Source organism: Rickettsia endosymbiont of Polydrusus tereticollis (assembly GCF_964026385.1).
Classification (GTDB): domain Bacteria; phylum Pseudomonadota; class Alphaproteobacteria; order Rickettsiales; family Rickettsiaceae; genus Rickettsia.
In genome coordinates this window covers 1,514,655-1,536,812 of the sequence record NZ_OZ032142.1, presented here as the reverse complement: position 1 = coordinate 1,536,812, position 22,158 = coordinate 1,514,655, and the positions used below count along the sequence as shown (strand labels likewise).

Sequence of the window (22,158 nt, the reverse complement as noted above, 5' to 3'; positions counted from 1 at the left end):
GTTGAAGCTATACAAGAAGGGGCAGGTTGCATTGTCAAGTTAAATAAAATAGTCTTCCCTTAAACCGATTTTTTACGATATATTTTCAGGAACACTATTATAAATAACATACTAAATAAAGCATTGCCTAAAAAAAATTGTGACCAAGGGATATATTTTGCACAAAAACCGCCTAAAGAAGCAAGCATAAGTCTAGCAAACGAGCTAAGAGAAGCAAGTAATGAATATTCCGTGGCGATAAATTCACTATTACAAAGGCTAGCAAGGTAGATAGTAATGACCGTTCCGGCGAGACCGCAACAAAAATTTTGTATAGTAATAGTAGCTATAAATGCCGGAATATTATGACCGATGATCGCAAGTATCATAAACATTAAAGGCGATAATAATTGGATAGTGCCGCTAATTAAGACACTTTTAAATATACCGATTTTTGAAGTTAAAATTCCTCCTAAAAACCCTCCTATAATCATGACTACTAAACCGTATGCTTTAGAAATTGAAGCAATTTCGTGAGCGGTAAAAGATAAATCAAGAAATAAAGGGGAACTCATAGCCATCGGTACCGAATCACCTGCTTTATATAGGAAAATAAATAAAATAGTCAGTAGCCAACGGGGCTGACTTAATTTTAACGATAAAATACTCTTGCGGATAACCTCAAAATATTGCTTTATCGACATTAAATGTAGAGTAGCATGGCGTTTTTCTTTCGGTTTCGACTCTTTAACACATAAGATTACTATAGGTCCGACTAAGGTTACGGCAAATGCTCCTTGATAAGCCGCCTGCCAGCTAAAAATACTAGATAAATATAACGCCCCGGCACTAGCAGTTAATATCCCAAGACGAAACCCTATACCGCTGAAAGTAATTGCTAAAGTTAATTCTTCTTTATTAGCAGGGCGTTCTATGCGATAAGCATCTAGTACGATATCCTGAGTAGCTGCACAAAAAGAAATAATAAAGGCAATAATTGCGGTAATATATAAATTATCACTCGGATTAATAACTAAAAAACCTACTATAGATAATAATAAACATATTTGAGCCGTCAACGCCCAGCCTCGTCTTTGTCCGAATTTAGCACATAGAAACGGTACGGAATATTTATCGATAAAAGGTGCCCACGCTATTTTTAAACAATAAGGAAATGCCGCTAAGGACATCGAGCCTATTACATCGGTAGTATATTTTGCTTCGGATAATTGATACGGAATAGTGAAAAATACTAAGGTAAACGCAAATCCCGAGGTTAAGCCTAATAATAAAATTCCTATTAGATAATGTCGATTCGGGTTAATTAACGTTGTTAACAATTCTTTCATTTTATTTATTTGTAATATAGATTTAGGCTTTGATATAATATAGTATTGTTGTGTGGCTCATATTTTTGCAAAGCGTTCGTTGTCATACCGTGGCTTGACCACGGTATCCAGAAAAAACACTTAAAATAAGTAAGATTATATAAAAATTTACTATATAATTCGCTTAAATATTCTCTGGATTCCCGCTTTCGCGGGAATGACATCAAAAATTCAAGCCATGTAAAACACCCCGCTTTCGCAGGGATGACATATAGCACTTTTTTAGAGCCACACAGCAACAACACCCCGCCTTTAGCTAGAATGAATAGAATACGCTTTAACCTATCCACACAACAATCTAATACTTCGCTTCCAGAGAGTAAGGTGCTACTTTAGAAAATATTTTACCCACTACCGGTATTTTTGTTATAATAGTACTGATTAAGAAAAATGACGGGATAACATTTCCTTTGAGCTTAATTTGCTGTTTCTTAGTATCAATATCACCTTTCATCGTAAAATCGAAAAACGGTCCTTGTGCTTCCGCATCGCACAAGGTTATAATATTGCCGTTATAGCTAAACTTACCGGTCATATTTTCAAATAAAACATTTTTATTATTTACCACAAAACTAATAAAACCGGGTAGCGATACAAAAGATACTATTCGTGTTAAAAAAGGCGTATCCGTTATTATAAAACGTTTGATAGTAAATCTGCCGTCTAATATCGGTATTATTTCGCCTTTCTTAACCTCATATCTTTTGGTGTTGAGAGTAAGCTGTATATTACCGTTTTTCATATTATTATACAAGCCGATCCCTTTAAGCAAGCTACCTGCATTATCACAATCAATTAACCATTGTTCAAAACCATCTTTAGCCGCTAGAGACATTTGAACTTTTTTATCTCCGATAGCGGCGTTTAAGGAGCCGGCAAAACACCTTACTTTATCACAATTTATTTTTAAATCTAAATTATTGAGCGTTACGTTATTTTTTAGCCTTACCGTTCCTATATTAGCTTTTAAAGAGATATTACGAGCCTCCCCTTCTTTTTCTAAAAATTGCAACATATTAGAGTGTGATAAATCAAGATTAGCCCCCGTAAGCTCGGTAGTGAGGCTATTCTTATTCATAGTAATTTTTCCTCTCAAATTTGTTTGAGCGTAGTTAATGACCGGTAAAGTAATGTTATAAGTGTCATTTTTTATTAGAGTATTGCCGATAATTTTTAAATTATCTTCTCCCGAAAGGTTAAACTCAATGTTATTGCCTGAAGAAGTATTATTTAATCTAGATTTTAAAGTTAAATTGGCTTTTTTATGTAATTTTTTATGGATAGATATTTTATCGATATAAAATTCTAAATTATTTAAGTTAGAGCTAACATTGATAAAATTTTCGTTATTTTTTTGTTTACTATATTCAAAATTAAAAATGCTACTGCCGGAAATTAATTTAAATATGCCTATTTTTTGGTTTGTAGCAGTAATATTAGTTTTAATTTTCAGCACACACTCGTTGGTATTTTCTGCCGTATTATGGTCATACGTAAAATTACTAGTATAACCGTTAATCTTACCTTTGCCGCTAAAATTTATTTTATTATCTTTATAAGTACCTTTTGTCTCAGCATTTCGTAACGATACATTACTATTAAAAGCATCAAGCGAAATATTTGTTAATATTGAAGAAATATTATAGCTATTTGGTGTATCGGGATTAATAGAAATTATTAGTTCAATTATGGAGCTTGCCTTCCCTTTAATTTTTTTAAGGTCGATACCTTGAGCTTTAGTATTTTGATATGCCTCTTCAGGTATAAAATCAATTAAATCTACGACTTCACCTTTGGCAGTAGCGTTGAAAATAAATGCCGATTTTGCAAGCCCTTGCCATTTAAAATTCATAATTCCGTTTGAAATAAGGCTTTTGCCGCTATAAGCCTGTTTTATTATAAACTTTACATTAGGTCCGGATATTATAATATTAGTATCAATATTTTTAAGAGCCGGTAAGTCTTTATGATATTTATATTCAAAATTTGATATATGCAAATTGGCGTTTAATGCCTCTTCTTCTAAAATATCACCTTCAACAAAATTTTTATCGAGTTTTAAGCTAACTTCACCGTTATGTATATAACCGGATTTAATATGCTCTTGCAGATATAAAATAACCGGATTATTAGGGATAATTTTCTCAATTGTTTGATAAATCATTAACGGAATATTTGTAGCACTAGCGGTTGCTACAATATTTTTATCGGTTATTATGCCGTTAAACGCTAAAAAAGCTTGCTCATCAAAGGTAAGTTTACAATCAATCCTTTTTTTATTACCTTGCAAAGGATTGGTTTTATATAAGCATGCGGCTTGTCCAAGCGGTAAATTAGCACCCTTTTTATCAGCTAAGATATCGCTTTTTATTTCAGCTAAATTTATCTTAGTAATAGCACTCTTTTTTATTATATTTAAAGTATAATCACCGTTTATTTTAGTATTTATAATTTCTTCATTATTATTTGAGATAACGGCAAACTTATCGATATTAATATTAGCCGATAACGAAGAATGAGATATTAAATCATGCAAATTAAAAACAAGCTGAAAATTAGAAATTTCTCCTTGTGCATTATCTATAAAATTTAATGAAATTTTATTAATGGATAGATGATTTTCCTTAAATTTCAAATCACTTATTACGGCTTTTAGATCTTGCCTATTTAAATAAAACTCGATTATTTTTTTAATCGGCTCATCCATATATCCTTTATTAGCTCTATATATAAGGAAAGTTATAATTATCGAAAATATAACAAGAAATATAAAGAGGTTAAGGAAGGTTTTTTTGATAAAATTCATTCTATAATTATATGTAGTAGAAATTAAATATGTTGGCGATACCCCAAACGTCATTGCGAGTGGGTATTAGCATTGTTGCATGATTCTAAAAAAGTGCCGTATGTCATTCCCGCGGAGGCGGGAATCCAGAAAAAACACTTAAAATAAGCAAAATTATATAAAAATTTACTATATAATTCGCTTAAATATTTTCTGGATTCCCGCTTTCGCGGGAATGACATCAAAAATTTAAGCCATGCAACAATGCCTTCAGCCGCTTGCCATGACGGTTTTTTCGAGCCACGCAACAACGCTCCTCGCAGCAACGGCGTAAAATAAGAATACCAAATTAAAAAAGTCTTGTCTAAATTAACGCTAATCAAGTATAAAGTATACTCTAAAGTTTTATAATACAAAATTAAATAATATATAATAAAAATTTTATGAATATTACGTTTATCGGTTGTGGTTATGTTGGACTCGTATCGGGGACTATAATGAGCCGTCTTGGTCATAATGTCGTGTGTATTGATACTGATCAAGCTAAAATTGCTAAGCTAAATAGCGGTATATCACAGATTCATGAAGCCGACCTTGATAAATATTTACAGCAATCGATAAAATCCGGAAGATTAAAATTTACCCATAATTATGATGCCGAGCTTGCAACTGCCGAGGCGGTTTTTATTACCGTCGGGACTCCGCCGCTACCGTCAGGTGATGCAGATTTAAAATATGTTTTTGAAGCTATCGATAAAGTTTGTCATTGGTTAAGTAAAGATTGTTTGTTAGTGGTTAAATCTACCGTTCCACCGACCACTTGCAATAAAATTATTAGTTATTTAGCAGAGAAAAATTTTACGTTTAACGTTGCGTCAAACCCTGAATTCTTAAGGGAAGGAACAGCCGCTAATGATTTTTTAGCTCCTGACAGAATAATTGTCGGGGTTAATAATAAAAAATCGGAAGAATTACTTAAAGAAATTTATTTGCCTCTAACTAATCAAAATATAAAGCTGCTAGTGACCGATTTAGTTACGGCAGAACTTATTAAATATGCTTCCAATAGTTTTTTAGCCACTAAAGTTAGCTATATTAATGAAATGGCAAATTTATGTGAAAAAACGGGGGCAAATGTTCAAGACTTAGCTTGCGGTATGGGGCTTGACCAAAGGATAGGTGCAAAGTTTTTAAATGTCGGTCCCGGCTTTGGCGGTTCTTGCTTTCCGAAAGACATTTTAGCCTTAAGAGCATTTGCTAAAAATTACCGTGCTGATTGTAAAATCCTTGATGCGGTAATTGATAGTAACCGGCAGCGTCCTTTTGATATGGTAGATAAAATTAGCAATTTAGTAGGTAATGATTTACTCGGTAAAAATATCGCTGTTCTCGGGCTTACTTACAAAGCCGGCACTGATGATATCAGAGATAGCCCGGCAATTGAAATTATCAAAATTTTACTAACTAAAGGTGCGTATGTTAAAGCATTTGATCCTGTGGGCTTAGATAATGCTCAAAAATATTTTGAAAATGAAAATTTATTATATATAAAATCGGCAATTGAGACCTGCGTCGGAACAGATGCAATCGTGATTACTACCGAATGGTCGGAATTTAATGAATTAAATTGGGAAATAATTTATAATTCGGTTAAATCGCCGATAATTATTGATCTTAGAAATATTTTAAATGCAGAGGCAGTAAAAGCGGCAGGTTTTGAATATTATGGGATTGGGTATAGGGTATGAGCGTTGTTGTGTGGTTCTAAAAAAGTACTGTATGTCATTCCCGCGAAGGCGGGAATCCAGACTTTTTTTTGTCATGCTGAACTTGTTTCAGTATCTAGTGTAGTATATCCTGAAATAAATTCAGGATGACTTAAAAATGTTTTTTTCTGGATTCCCGCCTTCGCGGGAATGACATCAAAAATTTGATTCACGCAACAACGTCCCTATGCTGGAATGACATACGGCACTTTTTTCGAGCCATGCAACAACGCCTTTAGTCACTCGCCATGACGTAGTATATAAGAATTCTACTATTAACATTTGATACATAAATAAAATGCAAGCTGAATTTGTCCATTTAAGAGCACAAAGTTCTTATTCTTTTTTAGAAAGTGCGTTAACGATCGAGCGAATAGTTGAGTTAGCCGTACGGCAAAAAATGCCGGCTATTTGCCTTGCCGATCGGGGTAATTTGTTCGGTTCGCTGGAGTTTGCCTTGCAAGCTGCTAAAAAAGGCGTGCAGCCTATACATGGCGTTATTCTTAATATAGAGAATAATATTGGTAAATTAGCTATTGATAATATTAGGGGATCATTTGACTATAAAGTCGATTTTGCCGAGATCCTACTTATTGCCAAAGATGAAATAGGTTATAAAAACTTACTTAAGCTATCTAGTTTAATCTTCACTAAAAATGATCGCAAAATTTGTGATCACATCACTTTTGACGACCTTATTACTTATAATGAAGGCTTAATTGCACTTTGTTGTTATACAGACGGTATTATCGGTAAAAGCTTGCTCGCCAAAGATGAAACGCAGGCTGTCCTAGCCGCTCGTAAATTAAAAGAAATCTTCGGCGACCGGTTTTATTTTGAAATTATGCGGCATAATTTACCGGAAGAGCAATTTATCGAATCGGCTTATATTAAAATAGCATATGATTTAGATATTCCGCTAGTTGCTACTAATAAACTATTATTCAGTGATGCGAGCATGCATTATGCACATGATGTGTTATTGTGTATTTCTGCTGGCGTGACCAAAGAATATCAAGATCGTAAAACGATTAGCGATAATTGTTATTTTAAATCCCCTAAGGAAATGAGAGAGCTTTTTGCCGATTTACCGGAAGCAATAGAAAATACCGTAAATTTAAGTCAGCGTTGTTACGTAGCGGCACATCCCAACCCGCCGATGCTTCCTAATTTCTCTAGCGAAAATATTAGCGAAACGGATTTAATTAAAAAAGATGCTGAAGACGGTTTGCTTGCAAGATTATCAACAAAATTTAAATTAGAAAATATTTCTCCAAGGGAACAAGAAACAATTAAGGAGGAGTATTTTGCTCGTCTTAATTATGAATTAGAGATTATTTGTAAAATGGACTTTGCCGGCTATTTTCTCATAGTGTCGGATTTTATAAAATGGAGTAAGGAGCAGGGGATATTAGTCGGTCCCGGTAGAGGTTCGGGAGCTGGTTCAATAGTAGCTTGGAGTCTGTTAATTACCGATCTTGACCCGATTAAATTCGGTTTATTATTTGAGCGATTTTTAAATCCGGAACGTATTTCAATGCCGGATTTTGATATCGATTTTTGCCAAGAAAGGCGTGAAGAAGTTATAAATTACGTTCGTTCAAAATACGGCAATAATAGGGTCGGTCAAATAATTACTTTCGGAAAAATGCAAGCAAAGGCGGTAATTAAGGACGTATCCCGGGTACTTGGCTTAGCATATAGATATGCCGATTATTTAACGGAGCTAGTACCGTTTAGTGCCGTTCATCTCATAACTTTAGATCAGGCTATTAAAGAAGTACCCGAGCTTTCAAGTGCAGCTAAAGGCAAAGGATTATATAATTTAGAAGGCGAAGAAGAATTAATAAAGCAAGTTTTAGATACTTCGCTAATTTTAGAAGGGTTGCATAGGCACGCTTCTACCCATGCCGCAGGGATCGTAATAGCCGGCAAAGATTTAGTCGAAATAGTCCCGGTTTGTAAGGATACTAATTCCGATATGTTAATAGTGCAATATTCGATGAAATACTCGGAAATTGCCGGTTTAATTAAGTTTGATTTTCTGGGACTACAAACTCTTACCGTCATTACTGACTGTAAAAAGCTCTTAAAAGAACAAGGCATCGAGATTGACTTTAATGACATGACATTTGACGACGAAAAAACTTATCAAATGTTATGCAAAGGTAAAGGGAGCGGGGTTTTCCAGTTTGAAAGTGCAGGAATGAAAGATACGCTTCGGCGTCTAAAGCCTGATTCCGTACAAGATTTGATAGCCCTTGGTGCCTTATATCGTCCTGGTCCTATGGAAAATATCCCGATCTATATCGCATGTAAACACGGCACTCAGCAACCCGACTATTTACATGAGTTACTAAAGCCGATACTTAAAGAAACTTACGGCGTAGTAATATATCAAGAGCAAGTATTAGAAATTGCTAAGAAACTTGCCGGTTACACTCTTGGCAGTGCTGATTTACTCCGTAAAGCTATGGGTAAAAAAATCAAAAAAGAAATGGAGGAGCAGGAGGAAATCTTTGTTAAAGGGGCGGTAGCTAATAACATTTCAGCAAGTCAAGCTAAATCAATTTTTGCTACGCTTGCTAAATTTGCCAGTTACGGTTTTAACAAAGCACATGCTTCGGCTTACGGCGTTATTTCGTACCAAACTGCTTATCTTAAAGCTAACTACCCTGCTGAATTTTTGGTAGCATGTTTGAATCTTGAGTTAAGTAATCATGATAAACTCGGCTTATTTTTGCAAGAAGCAAAAGATAACGATATCAAAATCATTCCACCGAATATTAATATTTCTACCGGTTATTTTAGTATAGCCTCCCATCCTATATGTCATTCCCGCGAAGGCGGGAATCCAGAAGAGCAAAAGAGCATAGTATTTGGACTTGGGGCAATCAAAGGCGTTACCGTGAATTTCGGTAAGTTAGTGGCGGAGGAAAGAGAGAAAGGAGGGCAGTTTACGACCATTATTGATTTTATTGAACGCATGCCGCCTAAATCTATCAATAGTAAATTACTGGAAAATCTTATCAAATCCGGTTGTTTTGATGAGTTACACGATAATCGTCAGCAATTATTTTTAAGTATTGCTAAGCTTTTAGCCTATTCAATTTCTTATCATGAAGAACAAGCTTCTAATCAATTTAGTTTAATTAAGGTAAATAGCTTAAGCCCGCAGCTTTTAATAGCAAGCGACTATGCCGATAAAAATACGCTAGCCTTTTATGAATTTGAGGCATTGGGGTTATTTATAACTCACCATCCGTTATCGGAATATCAAGAAATATTTAATCGATTAAATATTTTAAGTTCGGCAAATTTGCATAATGACTTACCGCACGGTACTAACCGAGTAACACTTGCCGGTGTGATTCAGAAAAAAGATTCACGAATGTCGGCACGAGGAAGGTTTATTACGCTACAGCTTTCCGATCCCGATGATATTTTTGAGTTAACTATTTTTAGCGAGGAGGTGTTACGTGATTATACCCACTTGCTCAACGTTAAAAATCTAGTGATAGTTAATTGCGATATAATAAAAGACGAAGGCGGCATAAAGCTGACGGCTAAAAGCTTCATGTCCATTGAAGAAGCAATTAACGGCAAACAAATCGAGTTACAGCTTTTCCCCGGCAGTTATACGGAATTGGAACAGATAGTAAGTTTATTAACAAAATGCTCCGGACTAGAACAGAGTAACACAAAAATAACTTTATTCGTAAAGACCGAAGCAACTGACGGGTTTGTAGCTAAAATAACCTTGCCGGAATCTTTTTGCTTACAAAGCAAGGACTTTGAGTTTTTAAAGAATTTTCGGTAAAATTAAATTACTCCCCGTACATAAAATTATTGCCATGGATTAGAACATTTAGGACTTCCTGAGCATGACCTTTAACCTTTACGTTACGCCAAATATGCATAATTGTATGGTCATCATCTTTATCGAGTAAGAAAGTTGCCCTGTCGATGCCCATATATTTTTTACCGAACATTGATTTTTGAATCCACACGCCGTACTGCTCGCAGATATCGGAATCTGCATCGGAGGCTAAATCAAACTCTAAACAATATTTTTCTTTAAACTTATCATGTGATTTTAAATTATCTTTTGATATTCCTATAATTACGGCGTTTAATTTTTCAAATTCTGGTTTTAATTTATTAAAATCCTGTGCTTCGATAGTACAGCCGGGGGTATCGTCTTTCGGATAAAAATATAGAACAACAAATTTTCCTTTTAAGTCTGATAATTTGATATTTTTATTGCCACTTACCGGCACTGAAAAATCAAATGCGGCATCACGTATTCTTAACGTCATAAAACCCCTATAATAATTAAAATTGTATACTATAATAAATTTTAACAAAAAGCATGTGTTTTTTTATATAGTTTTTCTATTAATAATTTTTTGTAGTAGTTGCTTTTTTATATAACATAACTTATGTTTTAAGTTATAGTTTATAATATTTATTTTCAACAATGAGGTTATTATGAAAACGATAGGCAAAGCGATTGAAGAATTACAAAATACCCTTAAAGATTCTGCCAAAATTATCGCTGCTGAATTTAATAAGAAATGCCATGATGTAGCCGATAATTTATCTTCTAAAATAGATGAATTGAAAAAACACGCTAAAGATAATAAAGATCGCTCTTTAGAATCGATACAAAAACAATATGACGGCATAAAAGAAAATATGAAGGAATATCACAAAGCAACCGGTAAGAAAGCAGAAGAATATAACAAGGCTTTAGTAAAAAAACTTAGTGAATTAAGTAAAAAAATCGAAGACTATAATAACAAACATAAAAATTAAAACCCATTTAAAAATTATTTTGGAGTCCTAACAATGAAAAATAAAATTTTATTAACGCTTGCAACAACTGCTGCTTTAGTATTTACCTCTAACGCTTTTTCTTCAGCAACAACGCAAAACGAAGAGGAAAATGCAGAAACTACCTCGCAAACTAGAACAGTAACCGAAAATCTTCAGGAATTAAAAGATAATTTGAAGGATTTAGCTAAAACCGGCGTAGATAAATTTAATCAAAGCCTTAGCGATACTTATACCCAATTATCCGATCAAGTAAGTGCGATTCAGGAAAAGATGAAAGATAAAAAAGATGAAGGAGCCAAAAAGCTACAGGAATCTTTAGATCATCTAAACAAAAAAATGACAGAATATAAAAAAGCTAATGACAAAAAACAAGAAGAAATGCGTAAACATATTGTTAATAAGTTAGAAAAGCTAAATGACAATATTAGCGAGTATAACGAAAAGGCAAAAGCAGGTTCGTGATTTAATATAAAGGTTTACCGGAGCATTTCCTGTTTTTTGATGTCATTCCCGCACAGGCATTGTTGCGTGGATTGAATTTTTGATGTCGTTCCCGCGAAGGCGGGAATCCAGAAAAAACACTTAAAATAAGCAAAATTATATAAAAATTTACTATATAATTCGCTTAAATATTCTCTGGATTCCCGCTTTCGCGGGAATGACATATAGCACCTTTTTCGAGCCACGCAACAAGGTCTGTGCCTCCTCGCAATGACGAACTTTTATATATCTGTATAGGTTATATTTTATGACCGTTACCAAAGAAAAAGTCGCTGCTGCACTAAGCTCTAGGTTAGGGCTACCAAATAGTTTATGCGAAGAAATTGTTAATGCTATTTTCTCTAATATTTTAGAAACGGCATTTACCAAAAAGTTAACTTTAAAAAATTTCGGTAGTTTTGAAATTAGCGAAAAAAAACCACGACCAGGTATAAATTTTCATACTAAATTACCGGTTACTATAGAGTCAAAAAGGATATTGCGTTTTATTCCTTCTGCTAACTTAAAAACATTAATTAACGAATCTTCGGAAAAAAATGTCCCCAGAAAAGATGCCGGAAAAAATATTTAGTAAGAAACCAGATAAAAAATATTATTCTGCTAGCGAAGCAATAAAATTTTTAAATATCTCTTCTCCTCAATTAAGATATTTAGAAGATAATACCCTTAATTTGAGCATTTATAAAATAAAAAACAGAAGATACTACACTGATAGGGATATTAAAATCATACGAGATTATATAACTAAGAATAAAAAAATATCGGCAAAACAATCGGTAAAACAAAATACTTCCCCCCTCTCTTATAAAATCGATATACTGATTAAAAATTTTAATATTTTGTCAAATGATATTACGAACTTCCTTGCCAATTTCTCTGTGCCGCCTGTATAAAGGGGGCATTGTTGCGTGGATCGGTTTTACACTTTGTGTCATTCCCGCGAAAGCGGGAATCTACTTAACAATATAACAAAATTAGTAAGTTAGATACCAGCTTTCGCTGGTATGACACCAAAAATTCGATCCATGCAACAACGCCTATAAAGGGTGGGAATACTATATTCACCCACAGAGTTCGGAATAACATCAAGAGGTATCTTTATGAAAGAAAAGCAAGTAAAACCGATAATTATCGGTATAGCGGGTACTGAATTAACTACGCAAGAAATAGAGTTATTTCAAAGTCATCCTCCTTTAGGGGTGATTTTATTCAGGCGTAATATAAAATCGGAAACTGTTACAGATGATTTAGGTGAAAAAATACAAATTCAGGATAGAGAACAACTTACTAATCTTATCGCTAGTATAAAAGAGCTGTTAGGGGAACATTGTATAATTTCCGTCGATCAAGAAGGCGGCAGAGTTAAAAGGCTTATCGCTCCTACTTTCAAATCAGCACCTAGTGCTAAAATATTCGACGATATGGGCGAGCAGGAAGGCATAGACATTGCAGCCGAAAAATGTAAACAAAATTATACAGAAATAGCAAAAGAGCTTAAAGAACTAGGCTTTAATTTAAATTTTGCACCGGTAGCGGATTTAAGACATGCAGGAGCACACGATATTATCGGCGATAGAAGTTTCGGCTCTACTCCCGCTACCGTAATTCGCTTATGTCAAGCTGCACTTGCAGGAATGGCTGAAGCACAAATAGCCGGCTGCATTAAACATATACCGGGGCATGGGCGTGCTACAAAGGATAGCCACGAAGCCTTACCGATCGTAGAAGCTTCTTTAGAAGAGCTAGAGAAAACGGATTTTTATGTTTTTAAGGAGCTGGCTACGTTGCCGATTAGCAAATTTGCTATGACGGCACATATAATATATAAAGCACTTGATCCGGATAACCTTGCTACCTTATCAAAAAAAGTTATTAGTTATATCAGAGAAGAAATCGGCTTTAAAGGACTTATCATTTCCGATGCGATAGAGATGAAAGCGTTATCCGGCGGGATGGCGGACATTACCGAAAAAGCTTTTGCCGCCGGCATTGACATAGTGCTTGAGTGCAGCGGTAATTTCGATAACATGACTGCAGTTCTCAGTGCCGCTCCGGCAATGCGGGGAGTGCCGTTGCCTGGCTCAAATTGTTGATATCATTCCCGCGAAGGCGGGAATCCAGAGAATATTTAAGCGAATTATATAGTAAATTTTTATATAATTTTGCTTATTTTAAGTGTTTTTTCTGGATTCCCGCCTTTAGCTAGAATGACATCGAAAACTCAAGACATGCAACAACGCCCGCCTTTAGCTAGAATGACAGTAAGGTACTTTCAAGAATTATGCAACAAAACCACTTTTTTTAGGCAATGTTCATAATTCCCTAATTTTCCTTCTTAAAATACAAATCTAAGTAAATTTTGACTAAAATATTATCAAATAATTAAACAAATATATTGAAAATATTTAATTTTAATATTAACCCGGATATTGCATGAGATATAGGAGACAAAATCCTCGTAAAGCTGTATAATACTGGTATTTCATTAGAATAATACAAAGGATTTTGTCATGACAAATTGTATAGCATATAGTTACCAGTTTTCCAAAGTAAAAAATCGGACAATAGAGATAAATTTCACTGGAGGTGATATTAGTAGCGATGGAGGTGTGTTGTTATTAAGAGAAGCAGATAAAAGGCTTGGTATAACAGAGGAGCTTGCTAAAATATTTCCTGATAGACGAGATGGTAGTAAAATTACCCATAATATGGCAACAATGCTGAGGCAACGAATTTATGGTATTGCATTAGGTTATGAAGATTTAAATGACCACAATTATCTACGAAAATGTCCTGCTATGCAAACAGCTATGGAAACAATTGATGATATGGCAAGTAGTTCTACCTTATGTCGTATAGAAAACAATGCTGATAGACACTTTGCAATTAAAGTGCATGAACTAATGCTTGATAAATTTATTAAGTCTCATAAAATAGTACCAAAGCAGCTAATACTTGATTTTGATGCTACGGATGATGAAATTCATGGGCAACAGGAAGGTAAGTTTTATCATGGTTATTACGGTCATAATTGCTTTTTACCTTTGTATGTTTTTTGTGGAAAGCATCTGTTAGTTAGTTATCTTAGGACGTCAAAGCAGGATCAAGCAAAACATTCTTGGGCAATATTATCATTGTTAGTAAAACGTTTTCGCCAAGCTTGGCCAGAGGTAAAGATTATTTTTCGTGGTGATAGTGGATTTTGTCGTCATCAGATGTTTGATTGGTGTGATATTCATAATATAAAATATATTGTAGGAATGCCCCAAAATAACAGACTAAATGAGTTACTGAAACCTACAATGGAGAAGTCAAAAGCAGCATTTATTATAACCCAAGAAAAGCAACGTCTTTTTAGTGAGTTTCCATATAAGGCTGGTAGTTGGAGTCATGAACGTAGAATAATTGGTAAGGCAGAAATGACAATGCTTGGAGAAAATCCAAGGTATATAGTAACTAATTTATCAGATAAACCTGAAGATTTATACGACAAAGTTTACTGTGGTCGTGGTGATATGGAAAACCGTATAAAAGAGCAACAACTAGAATTATTTGCAGATCGTACTTCTTGTCATAGATGGTGGGCTAATCAGCTCAGAATGATTTTATCGGGTCTTGCATACACTTTAGTAGAATATATCAGAGGTAATTTATTACAAGGTAGTGCATTAGCAAAAGCACAAATAGGTACAATACGTTTAAAATTATTAAAAATTGGGGTAGTAATTATCCGTAATACTAGGCGTATTAAGTTTTTGTTATCTTCATCATATCCTTACCGACAGGTATGGAATCATGTGATGAAGAAATTAGCATTAGAATAACCTAGATTAGCACTGTTCCCGGTGCTTAGAAAAAATGGGGTAAGGGGCATTACATCTAAAATTTGAAAATAACGGCTTCAAAGCACTTTTTGGCAAAATTTTTACAAAAGTATCATTGCTAATATTATAAATTACTCAATTTCTTACTTTAAATCTCACTTCATGCAATATCCGGGTTAATCTGTTTTTTAATTTTGAGTTAAAGAATTAATTTTATCTATTATACCCGGTGTTTTATGATTGTTATCAAGTTACAAAGCGTGCAATAATTTAAATAGCTAATACTTTAAATTAAAGTTGCTAATAAAATGATTTTTAAAAATAAACACTCACGACAATAACTTATATTTTGGATTAATCTCATATTTAGTTTTAATAGGAGGAGTACTTGATTCACGAAACTATTAACCTACTTCAAAATATGCTGCATAAAGGCGGAGTAGGTGCTGAAATATATGCAAGGCTAAAAGATCCTTATTCTATTTTAAAAAAGATGAAAAGGAAAGAAATTACTATTGACAAATTGAGCGACCTTATTGCTTTCAGGGTTATTGTCGGTTGTAAAGCCGAATGCTATACGTCTCTCGATATAATTAATGATTTTTACCGTTTTAGTTTAAAACATATCAAAGATTATATTGATAAACCTAAAGATAATGGTTACCAATCTATCCATGCGATAGTGGAATTCCTTCATTCTAGACGTAATGCTGAAATCCAAGTGCGTAGTCATGAGATGCATAAAGTGGCTGAGCTCGGTAGAGCTGCACATTTAAATTATAAGCAAGAACAAGATAAGCATTTAGCAGAAGTTTTTAATAAAAATAATAGTAAGGTGCTTCAGGTAGCAAATGAGATGTTTCACAAATTCAGCTGGTCTGAAGAGGAAATTGTTGCCTATGAGGAAGAAATTATGCGAATTTGGCATAACAAAATCGATGAAATATTAAGATGGGAAAGCCGTCCGAAAGAATTAGCGTTTGAAGAACGGTAAATTGCTATGGTGCGTTATGTGGATAGAGTTTTTGGTGTCATTCCCGCGAGGCATTGTTGCGTGGATCGATTTTACCTCGTCATTGCGAGGAGATGCGTAGCATCGACGTGGCAATCCAGTAAAAAATAGCTAAAAATGCTATGAGATTTTTTATTTTCTAGATTGCCACGCTCCTTTCAGTCGCTCGCAATGACGTTTAGGGTATCCACGCAACAATGCCTTCCCGCAAAAGCGGGAATCCAGAGAATATTTAAACGAATTATATAGTAAATTTTTATATAATTTTGCTTATTTTAAGTGTTTTTCCTGGATTCCCGCCTTCGTGGGAATGACACCAAAAATTCGAGCCGGAGAACAATAAAATAATCTTTTCTTGTGGTAAAAATATCGCGGTGGCTAAAACTATATAAAAAAACTTAACGTGGTTCTTGTAATTGCACAGTTTTTATATTATACTGACCGAGGTGTTTAGAGACCTTTGATATAGGCTTTAAGTATTTGCTGTAATCATCAGTAAACAATGATTATTACAGCAATAAATTAAGATATACTACTTAAAGTGTATTTCAATGTTTATACTAAAATTTTTAAACTTAAAATAGGAAAAAAATATGGCTCAAAAACCAAGTTTTTTAAAAAAAATAACGACGGCGTCTACCATAGCTTTTGCCGCTGCTGCAATCGTCGGCACCGGCAGCACAGCATTCGGTGCTGGTACTAAAAATGCTAATGCTACTCCTGCAGCTTTTGCAACAGCTGCTAACTGGGCTGAGGCTGCAGTCGTTGGAGACGGTGATTCCGTTATAGCTACCCAAGTTAACCAAGTAATTACCGCTGATGCCGATAAAACGGTTACTTTTAACACCGCCGCAATAGCTAACGTAACAGTTAATGTAGGCAATAATACTGTAGGTGTCGCTGGTGTTGTTGGAGGAAAAACATTAAAGATTGTGGCAACTAATGGTGCTGCTAACATTGTATTAGGATTAAATGGTGTTGTTGCCGGTGGTTTTGCTGTAGCTAATGAAGTTGGTAGTTATGTTGGTCTATCAACTATTGATTTTGGCAATACAGGTGCTAACGTTTCAATTACTACTGACAACTTTAATTCTAATGTTGATTTTTTAAGTACAGCAGGTAATAACGGTACTTTAACAATTAACGCAACCGGTGTAGTACTTGGTGGTGAATTCTCTAATGGTGCTGCTACTAAAGTAAAGAACCTTATAGTAGAAGACGGGAAGTCGGTAACAATTAACGGTAATAATGGTTTGGTTCTTTCAGACACTGTAGCATTAAAAGGTGCTGCTGCTAATGCTGGTGGTTCTTTAACAATTGGTGCTGGTAAAAATTTAATTGCTACTGATGTTGCTGGTCAAAATGCAGGGACCGGTACATTAGCGTTTGAAGGTGCTTCAACTGTTACTAACGGTATTGGTAATGGTAACGCATTAAATACTATTAATATCGGTGCAGGAACTGTAGAATTTAAAGGTGGTACAAATGCCGTTGTTAAAGCTACTAATATTAAATTAACTGATGCTACTTCCGAAATGAAGCTTTCCACAGTTGCTCAAACTGTTACAGGTAACATAGTCAATATATCTGCGAACAATAATAGTGGTTCGATTATAGTAGACGGTGCAAATCATAGCATTACAGGTACTATCGGTGCTAAGGATAAGAGTTTAGCTGCAATCAATTTTACCGGTAATACTCAATTAACCCTAACAAATCCCGGTGCTGCTAATGCTGCTGCTACAGATTTGTATGTTAAAGCTATTACAACTATAGCTAAAGCTGGCGGTAACGGTAACGGTACTTTAGTATTAGACGGTAATTACAATATTTATAGTACTATCGGGACTGCAAATAATCCTTTGAACGTTGTTTCTATACTTAATACTAAACATACTGATCCTACAATCACGACCTTAAAGACCGGTAATAGTATTGATGCTACTACTCTTCAATTAACTGCTGTTGGTGGAAAAAGCAATACTCTTGCACTAGAAGCAGATACTACAGTTAATGCTGCAATTACTACAGGCGTAACAAATAATGGTGTAATTACCCTTGTTAAAGTTGGTGGAAATGCGGGTATTGTAACAATCAACGGTAATATCGGTAATACCACTAATAATAAGGCAATAAACGCTATTAATCTTGCCGGTAATAATATAGTATTTGGTGGAAATACTATATTTGTAGATGCTGGTAATATTAATTTTGCCGGTGGAGATATACTTACTTTAAATGATTCAGTAAGTCCAGCGTTACAAATTAAAGCAAATATAGCTTTAGCAGTTGCGGGAAATAACGGTGCTATTGACGCAAGCACTTTAACAGACAAGCAAACTTTAACTATTAGCGGTACAATTGGTGCTGCTGATAGATCTCTCAATTCATTATTAGTCGGCCAAAGTAAAGTTATATTAAATGCAGGTGATGCATATATTAATACTTTAGATATGGGAGATAATGCTTCAGTACAATTAGATCACAATACTTATAAAATTTCTAAAATAACCGGTCAAGGTACAATAAATGTTGCTCCTGGAATTAGTGCTAACGCTGCTAGTAATACAACTTTAGTAGAAGGAACAAATTTAGGTAGTGCTGCCGCTCCTTTAAAAGCAATAGCTTTTATATCAGGATTTGACGACACGTTAATAGTTGGCAAAGATATTAGCTTATATGCGGCTAACATTACTGCTAAAACTGCTAATAAAGGTTCTTTTGAATTTAATGGCGGCGGAACAAGTATTGTCAGTGGACAAGTTGGTACTTCAGCTAGTAAACTTAACGCTGTTGCGATCACAAATGGTACTACAGTTCAGTTCAAAAATTCTGTATTTTTTGCCGGTGCTACTACAATTGATGCTACTTCTACCTTGCAGATCGGTGGAGCTTATCAAGCAGATTCTATTGGTGGTGCTGCAGCCGATCAAGGAACAGTAGAGTTTGTTAATACTACTCCTATTATACTGAATCCTACAAATGCAGGAAATGCCATATCAACAATAAAAGTTTCCGGTTCAGATAATGTTACTTTAACAAAAGCATTTGGTGCTAAGAACATAGCTTTTGGAAAAAATAGTCCTAGAGTAGCTTTATCCTTAGCTGCAACAGATAAAATTCAAGGCGTAACAATTACAAGTGCAGCTGGTGGAATTGGGAACGCTCCTGTAGTGGTGACTTCGCTTGCAGGAGGTGACTCTATTGATGCCGGTCAAGCGGTGGGTGATGCAAATAATATTGTAAGCATTGGACTTGGCGGTGATATAGCTTTTACCGTTAATGAAGGAACTAATTTCTTTGGAGGAATTGCTCCAGTAAATAATGGTCAAGGTACTGTAACTCTTAATGCTGCTAATGGCGGTCAAGTGTACGGATTAGGGCTTCCTGGTCAAAAATTAAAGACTGTAATTGTGTCTAAGAATACTACAAACTTTGGTGATACTTACGTATCAGGAAATACTCTTCAAGTTGATGATAATACAATTCATACATCAGGAGGTATAATTGACGCCGGCATTCAACTTGGAAGTGTTACAGGTGTTGGTAGTAAGTTAGTATTCAAAAATGGAACAAATTTATTATCGACAAGTACAGTTAAGGCGTTGGTAGCTAATAATGGTACTGCAACTTTCGAAGGAAGTGCTCAAGTCGGTAATCTTGGTGTATCAGGAACATCTTTGGCACTAGTAGAATTTACTGGTCCAGATGGTTCTAACGCAGGTTTACAAGGAGCTATATACTCACAAAATATCAACTTTAATAATTATGATATAGCAGTTGTTAGTAACTCAACTCTTAGCGGTGCCTCAGCCATTAACGGTAATATTAATTTAAATACTAACGTTTTAACATTTGCTGGCGGTGTATCTACATGGGCTGAAGATACTACCATTACTACCACTTTCACTAATGCTAGTTCAGCTGGTTTCCCTAATGGAACTCTTGGTAATATCGTTATCAAAGACGGTGGATCAGTTACAGCAGCCGGAACAATAAGAACTTTAATTGTTGATAATCAAGGAGATATAAATGTAACCATAAATAATGCTAGTAGTATATACCCATTCATCACTGGTGGAGCTAACCTTACCTCAAATGGTCAGCCACTTAATTTAGTTAATGCTGATACTATTGTTACTTCTAATCAGCAATTTATAAAATGGAACCTAGTTAAGTCTGGTACTGATTATGTCGTACAACCTTCAGATAACAGGAATGCAGTAATCGCTAATGCGTTTACTAAGAATCCGGTTAATATTCCTGGTTTAGATGATAATATTGCAACACTAACAAATATAAAGAATACAGGTAATGCGTCTGCTACCATTACTAACTTTGGTAACTTTGCATCCTCAGCGGATCTAACTCAGGCTATAGTAGCTGTTGTAACCGATGTTGATGCTTTAATTGACAATGTAATAGATAATACAACCGAACATTTTTCATCTATTATCGGAAATAGAGTAGAAGTTGCTAGATATGCACAATTACCTGTCGGAGCTCCTGAAGGCGTACTTGCAAGACCTGAAGGTGGAGTGGTCGGAGCTGCTGATGATGCTGATGATAACGTTAGTTACGGTGCTTGGCTAAAACCTGTCTATACTGATGCGACTCAGAAAGGTATAAAGGGTACTCCTGGTTACAACGCTAAAACTACCGGCGGTATCTTCGGTTTCGATACTATGGCTAATGACAACTTAATGGTTGGTGCTGCTATTGGTATTAATCAAACTAAAATTAAGTATAAAAACTATAAATCAGGTGATAAGAGTACAGTTAACGGTTTCTTAGTTTCTTTATACGGAGCTCAGCAGCTTGTTGATAACTTCTTTGTACAAGGTGGTGCGACATTTAATTTAAGTCAAATCAAAACCAAGAGCCAACGTTATATGGCGGATACTACTAACGGTCAAAAAATTGCAGAAACTGCGACTAGCAATTATGATAATATGACCTTTGGTGGAAATGTAATGCTTGGTTATGATGCTAAGTTAATGGATGGTGTATTATTGACTCCAATGGTCGGAATTAGTTACTTAAAGTCAGGTGATGAAAGCTATAAGGAAACCGGTACAACATTCCTGAACAAGCAAGTAGCTAGCAAATTTAGCGATAAAACCGACATAATTGTCGGTGCTAAAGTTCTTGGTGATGTTATGAACTTAAGCGGCTTCGCTTTCTATCCGGAAGCACATGCTTTTGTTACCCACAAAGTAAGCGGTAAGTATGCTAAAACCCAATCTAAATTAGACGGGCAAGTAGATTTTATGACCGGTTTACCTGATAAAAGTGCTAAAACATCTTATAATTTAGGTTTAAGCGTAGCCGCAAGACCTGGTCCACAAATGGAGTATGGAATTGGTTATGATGCAAATCTAGCTAGTAAGTATGTTGCTCATACAGGTACATTAAAAGTTCGCGTAAACTTCTAATTATCGATTTATAGACTTTTCAAAGTATATCTTTGGTAGTTTAGCGGAAAGGCTCTCTTTGCAAAAAGAGAGCCTTTTTGTTTATGTATATTATCATGAAATATCTATGTGCCATTGTGAAAAGGCATTAGCGTTGTTGAGTGGCTCAAATTTTTGATGTCATTCCCGCGAAAGCGGGAATCCAAAGAATATTTAAGCGAATTATATAGTAAATTTTTATATAATTTTGTCTATTTTAAGTATTTTTTTTGGATTCCCGCTTTCGCGGGAATGACATACTGCTACTTTTATCGACCCATGCAACAACGCTAGAGGCGTCTCGCCATGACGAATTTTTATTAATTTCTGACCCACGCAACAACGCAGGTACAAGCACAGTATGACACCGTATTTGTCTATTTTTACCTTAAATCTCATGTTAAGCGTAATATTTCTTATTTTTATAAATTATTTTAAAAATAGTGTTTGACATAGCAGGGAATAATGGATATAAAAACTTCACACAAGGTTTGCAAAAACTTTGCTAGCTGTTTAAAAAGTTGATAAAGCTGAAAAAACTAAATACACACCGCGATTAATAAAAATTTATATCGTGAGTAGATACTGAATATAGAATTAGTTCTGTATAC

The 22,158-nt window shown here is 34.8% G+C and carries 12 protein-coding genes and 1 pseudogene; 10 read left to right on the top strand and 3 right to left on the bottom strand.

The genetic code is table 11. The features are described from left to right. Positions 1 to 59: 59 nt before the first annotated feature. Positions 60 to 1,328, bottom strand: a complete 1,269-nt coding sequence (locus AAGD48_RS07470; RefSeq protein ID WP_341789589.1) for an MFS transporter — start codon at positions 1,326 to 1,328, stop codon at positions 60 to 62. A gap of 243 nt (positions 1,329 to 1,571) precedes the next feature. Between AAGD48_RS07470 and AAGD48_RS07465 the strand changes: the two genes are divergently transcribed. Then, entirely contained in the window at positions 1,572 to 1,703 is a 132-nt protein-coding gene (locus AAGD48_RS07465) for a hypothetical protein (RefSeq protein WP_341789588.1), read from the top strand. Here AAGD48_RS07465 and AAGD48_RS07460 read toward each other — a convergent pair. Next, on the bottom strand, positions 1,666 to 4,173 hold the full coding sequence (locus AAGD48_RS07460; protein ID WP_341790766.1) for a DUF3971 domain-containing protein: 2,508 nt from the start codon (positions 4,171 to 4,173) through the stop codon (positions 1,666 to 1,668). The genes AAGD48_RS07465 and AAGD48_RS07460 overlap by 38 nt on opposite strands. Positions 4,174 to 4,595: 422 nt before the next feature. Here AAGD48_RS07460 and AAGD48_RS07455 point away from each other — a divergent pair, with 422 nt between their 5' ends. Continuing rightward, complete coding sequence (locus tag AAGD48_RS07455) at positions 4,596 to 5,900, top strand: UDP-glucose/GDP-mannose dehydrogenase family protein (protein ID WP_341789587.1); 1,305 nt, start codon at positions 4,596 to 4,598, stop codon at positions 5,898 to 5,900. Between the two features lie 316 nt (positions 5,901 to 6,216). Next, positions 6,217 to 9,738, top strand: coding sequence for a DNA polymerase III subunit alpha (gene dnaE, locus AAGD48_RS07450; RefSeq protein ID WP_341789586.1), 3,522 nt, complete (start codon positions 6,217 to 6,219; stop codon positions 9,736 to 9,738). Positions 9,739 to 9,745: 7 nt separating this feature from the next. On the opposite strand, the gene bcp is transcribed toward dnaE, so the two are convergent. Next, positions 9,746 to 10,237, bottom strand: coding sequence for a thioredoxin-dependent thiol peroxidase (bcp, locus tag AAGD48_RS07445; protein WP_341789585.1), 492 nt, complete (start codon positions 10,235 to 10,237; stop codon positions 9,746 to 9,748). 172 nt (positions 10,238 to 10,409) lie between these two features. Between bcp and AAGD48_RS07440 the strand changes: the two genes are divergently transcribed. The 7 genes and pseudogenes from AAGD48_RS07440 to AAGD48_RS07405 all read left to right on the top strand — a co-directional run. Next, positions 10,410 to 10,736: a hypothetical protein gene (locus AAGD48_RS07440; protein ID WP_341789584.1), complete on the top strand. Its 327-nt coding sequence runs from the start codon at positions 10,410 to 10,412 to the stop codon at positions 10,734 to 10,736. 33 nt (positions 10,737 to 10,769) lie between these two features. Further along, positions 10,770 to 11,219 (top strand): hypothetical protein, encoded by a 450-nt coding sequence (locus tag AAGD48_RS07435; RefSeq protein ID WP_341789583.1) that lies wholly within the window; start codon positions 10,770 to 10,772, stop codon positions 11,217 to 11,219. Positions 11,220 to 11,505: 286 nt separating this feature from the next. Then, complete coding sequence (locus AAGD48_RS07430) at positions 11,506 to 11,829, top strand: HU family DNA-binding protein (protein ID WP_341789582.1); 324 nt, start codon at positions 11,506 to 11,508, stop codon at positions 11,827 to 11,829. Positions 11,830 to 12,358: 529 nt separating this feature from the next. Beyond that, positions 12,359 to 13,351 (top strand): beta-N-acetylhexosaminidase, encoded by a 993-nt coding sequence (nagZ, locus tag AAGD48_RS07420; protein WP_341789580.1) that lies wholly within the window; start codon positions 12,359 to 12,361, stop codon positions 13,349 to 13,351. Between the two features lie 417 nt (positions 13,352 to 13,768). Further along, the gene (locus AAGD48_RS07415; protein WP_341789277.1) at positions 13,769 to 15,082 is read left to right on the top strand and encodes an IS1380 family transposase; all 1,314 of its coding nucleotides are present in this window, start codon (positions 13,769 to 13,771) and stop codon (positions 15,080 to 15,082) included. 388 nt (positions 15,083 to 15,470) lie between these two features. Then, on the top strand, positions 15,471 to 16,076 hold the full coding sequence (locus tag AAGD48_RS07410) for a bifunctional (p)ppGpp synthetase/guanosine-3',5'-bis(diphosphate) 3'-pyrophosphohydrolase (RefSeq protein ID WP_341789579.1): 606 nt from the start codon (positions 15,471 to 15,473) through the stop codon (positions 16,074 to 16,076). Positions 16,077 to 17,932: 1,856 nt separating this feature from the next. After that, positions 17,933 to 21,529 (top strand): annotated as a pseudogene (locus tag AAGD48_RS07405) (autotransporter outer membrane beta-barrel domain-containing protein); the annotation flags it as partial. Between the last annotated feature and the right edge of the window lie 629 nt (positions 21,530 to 22,158).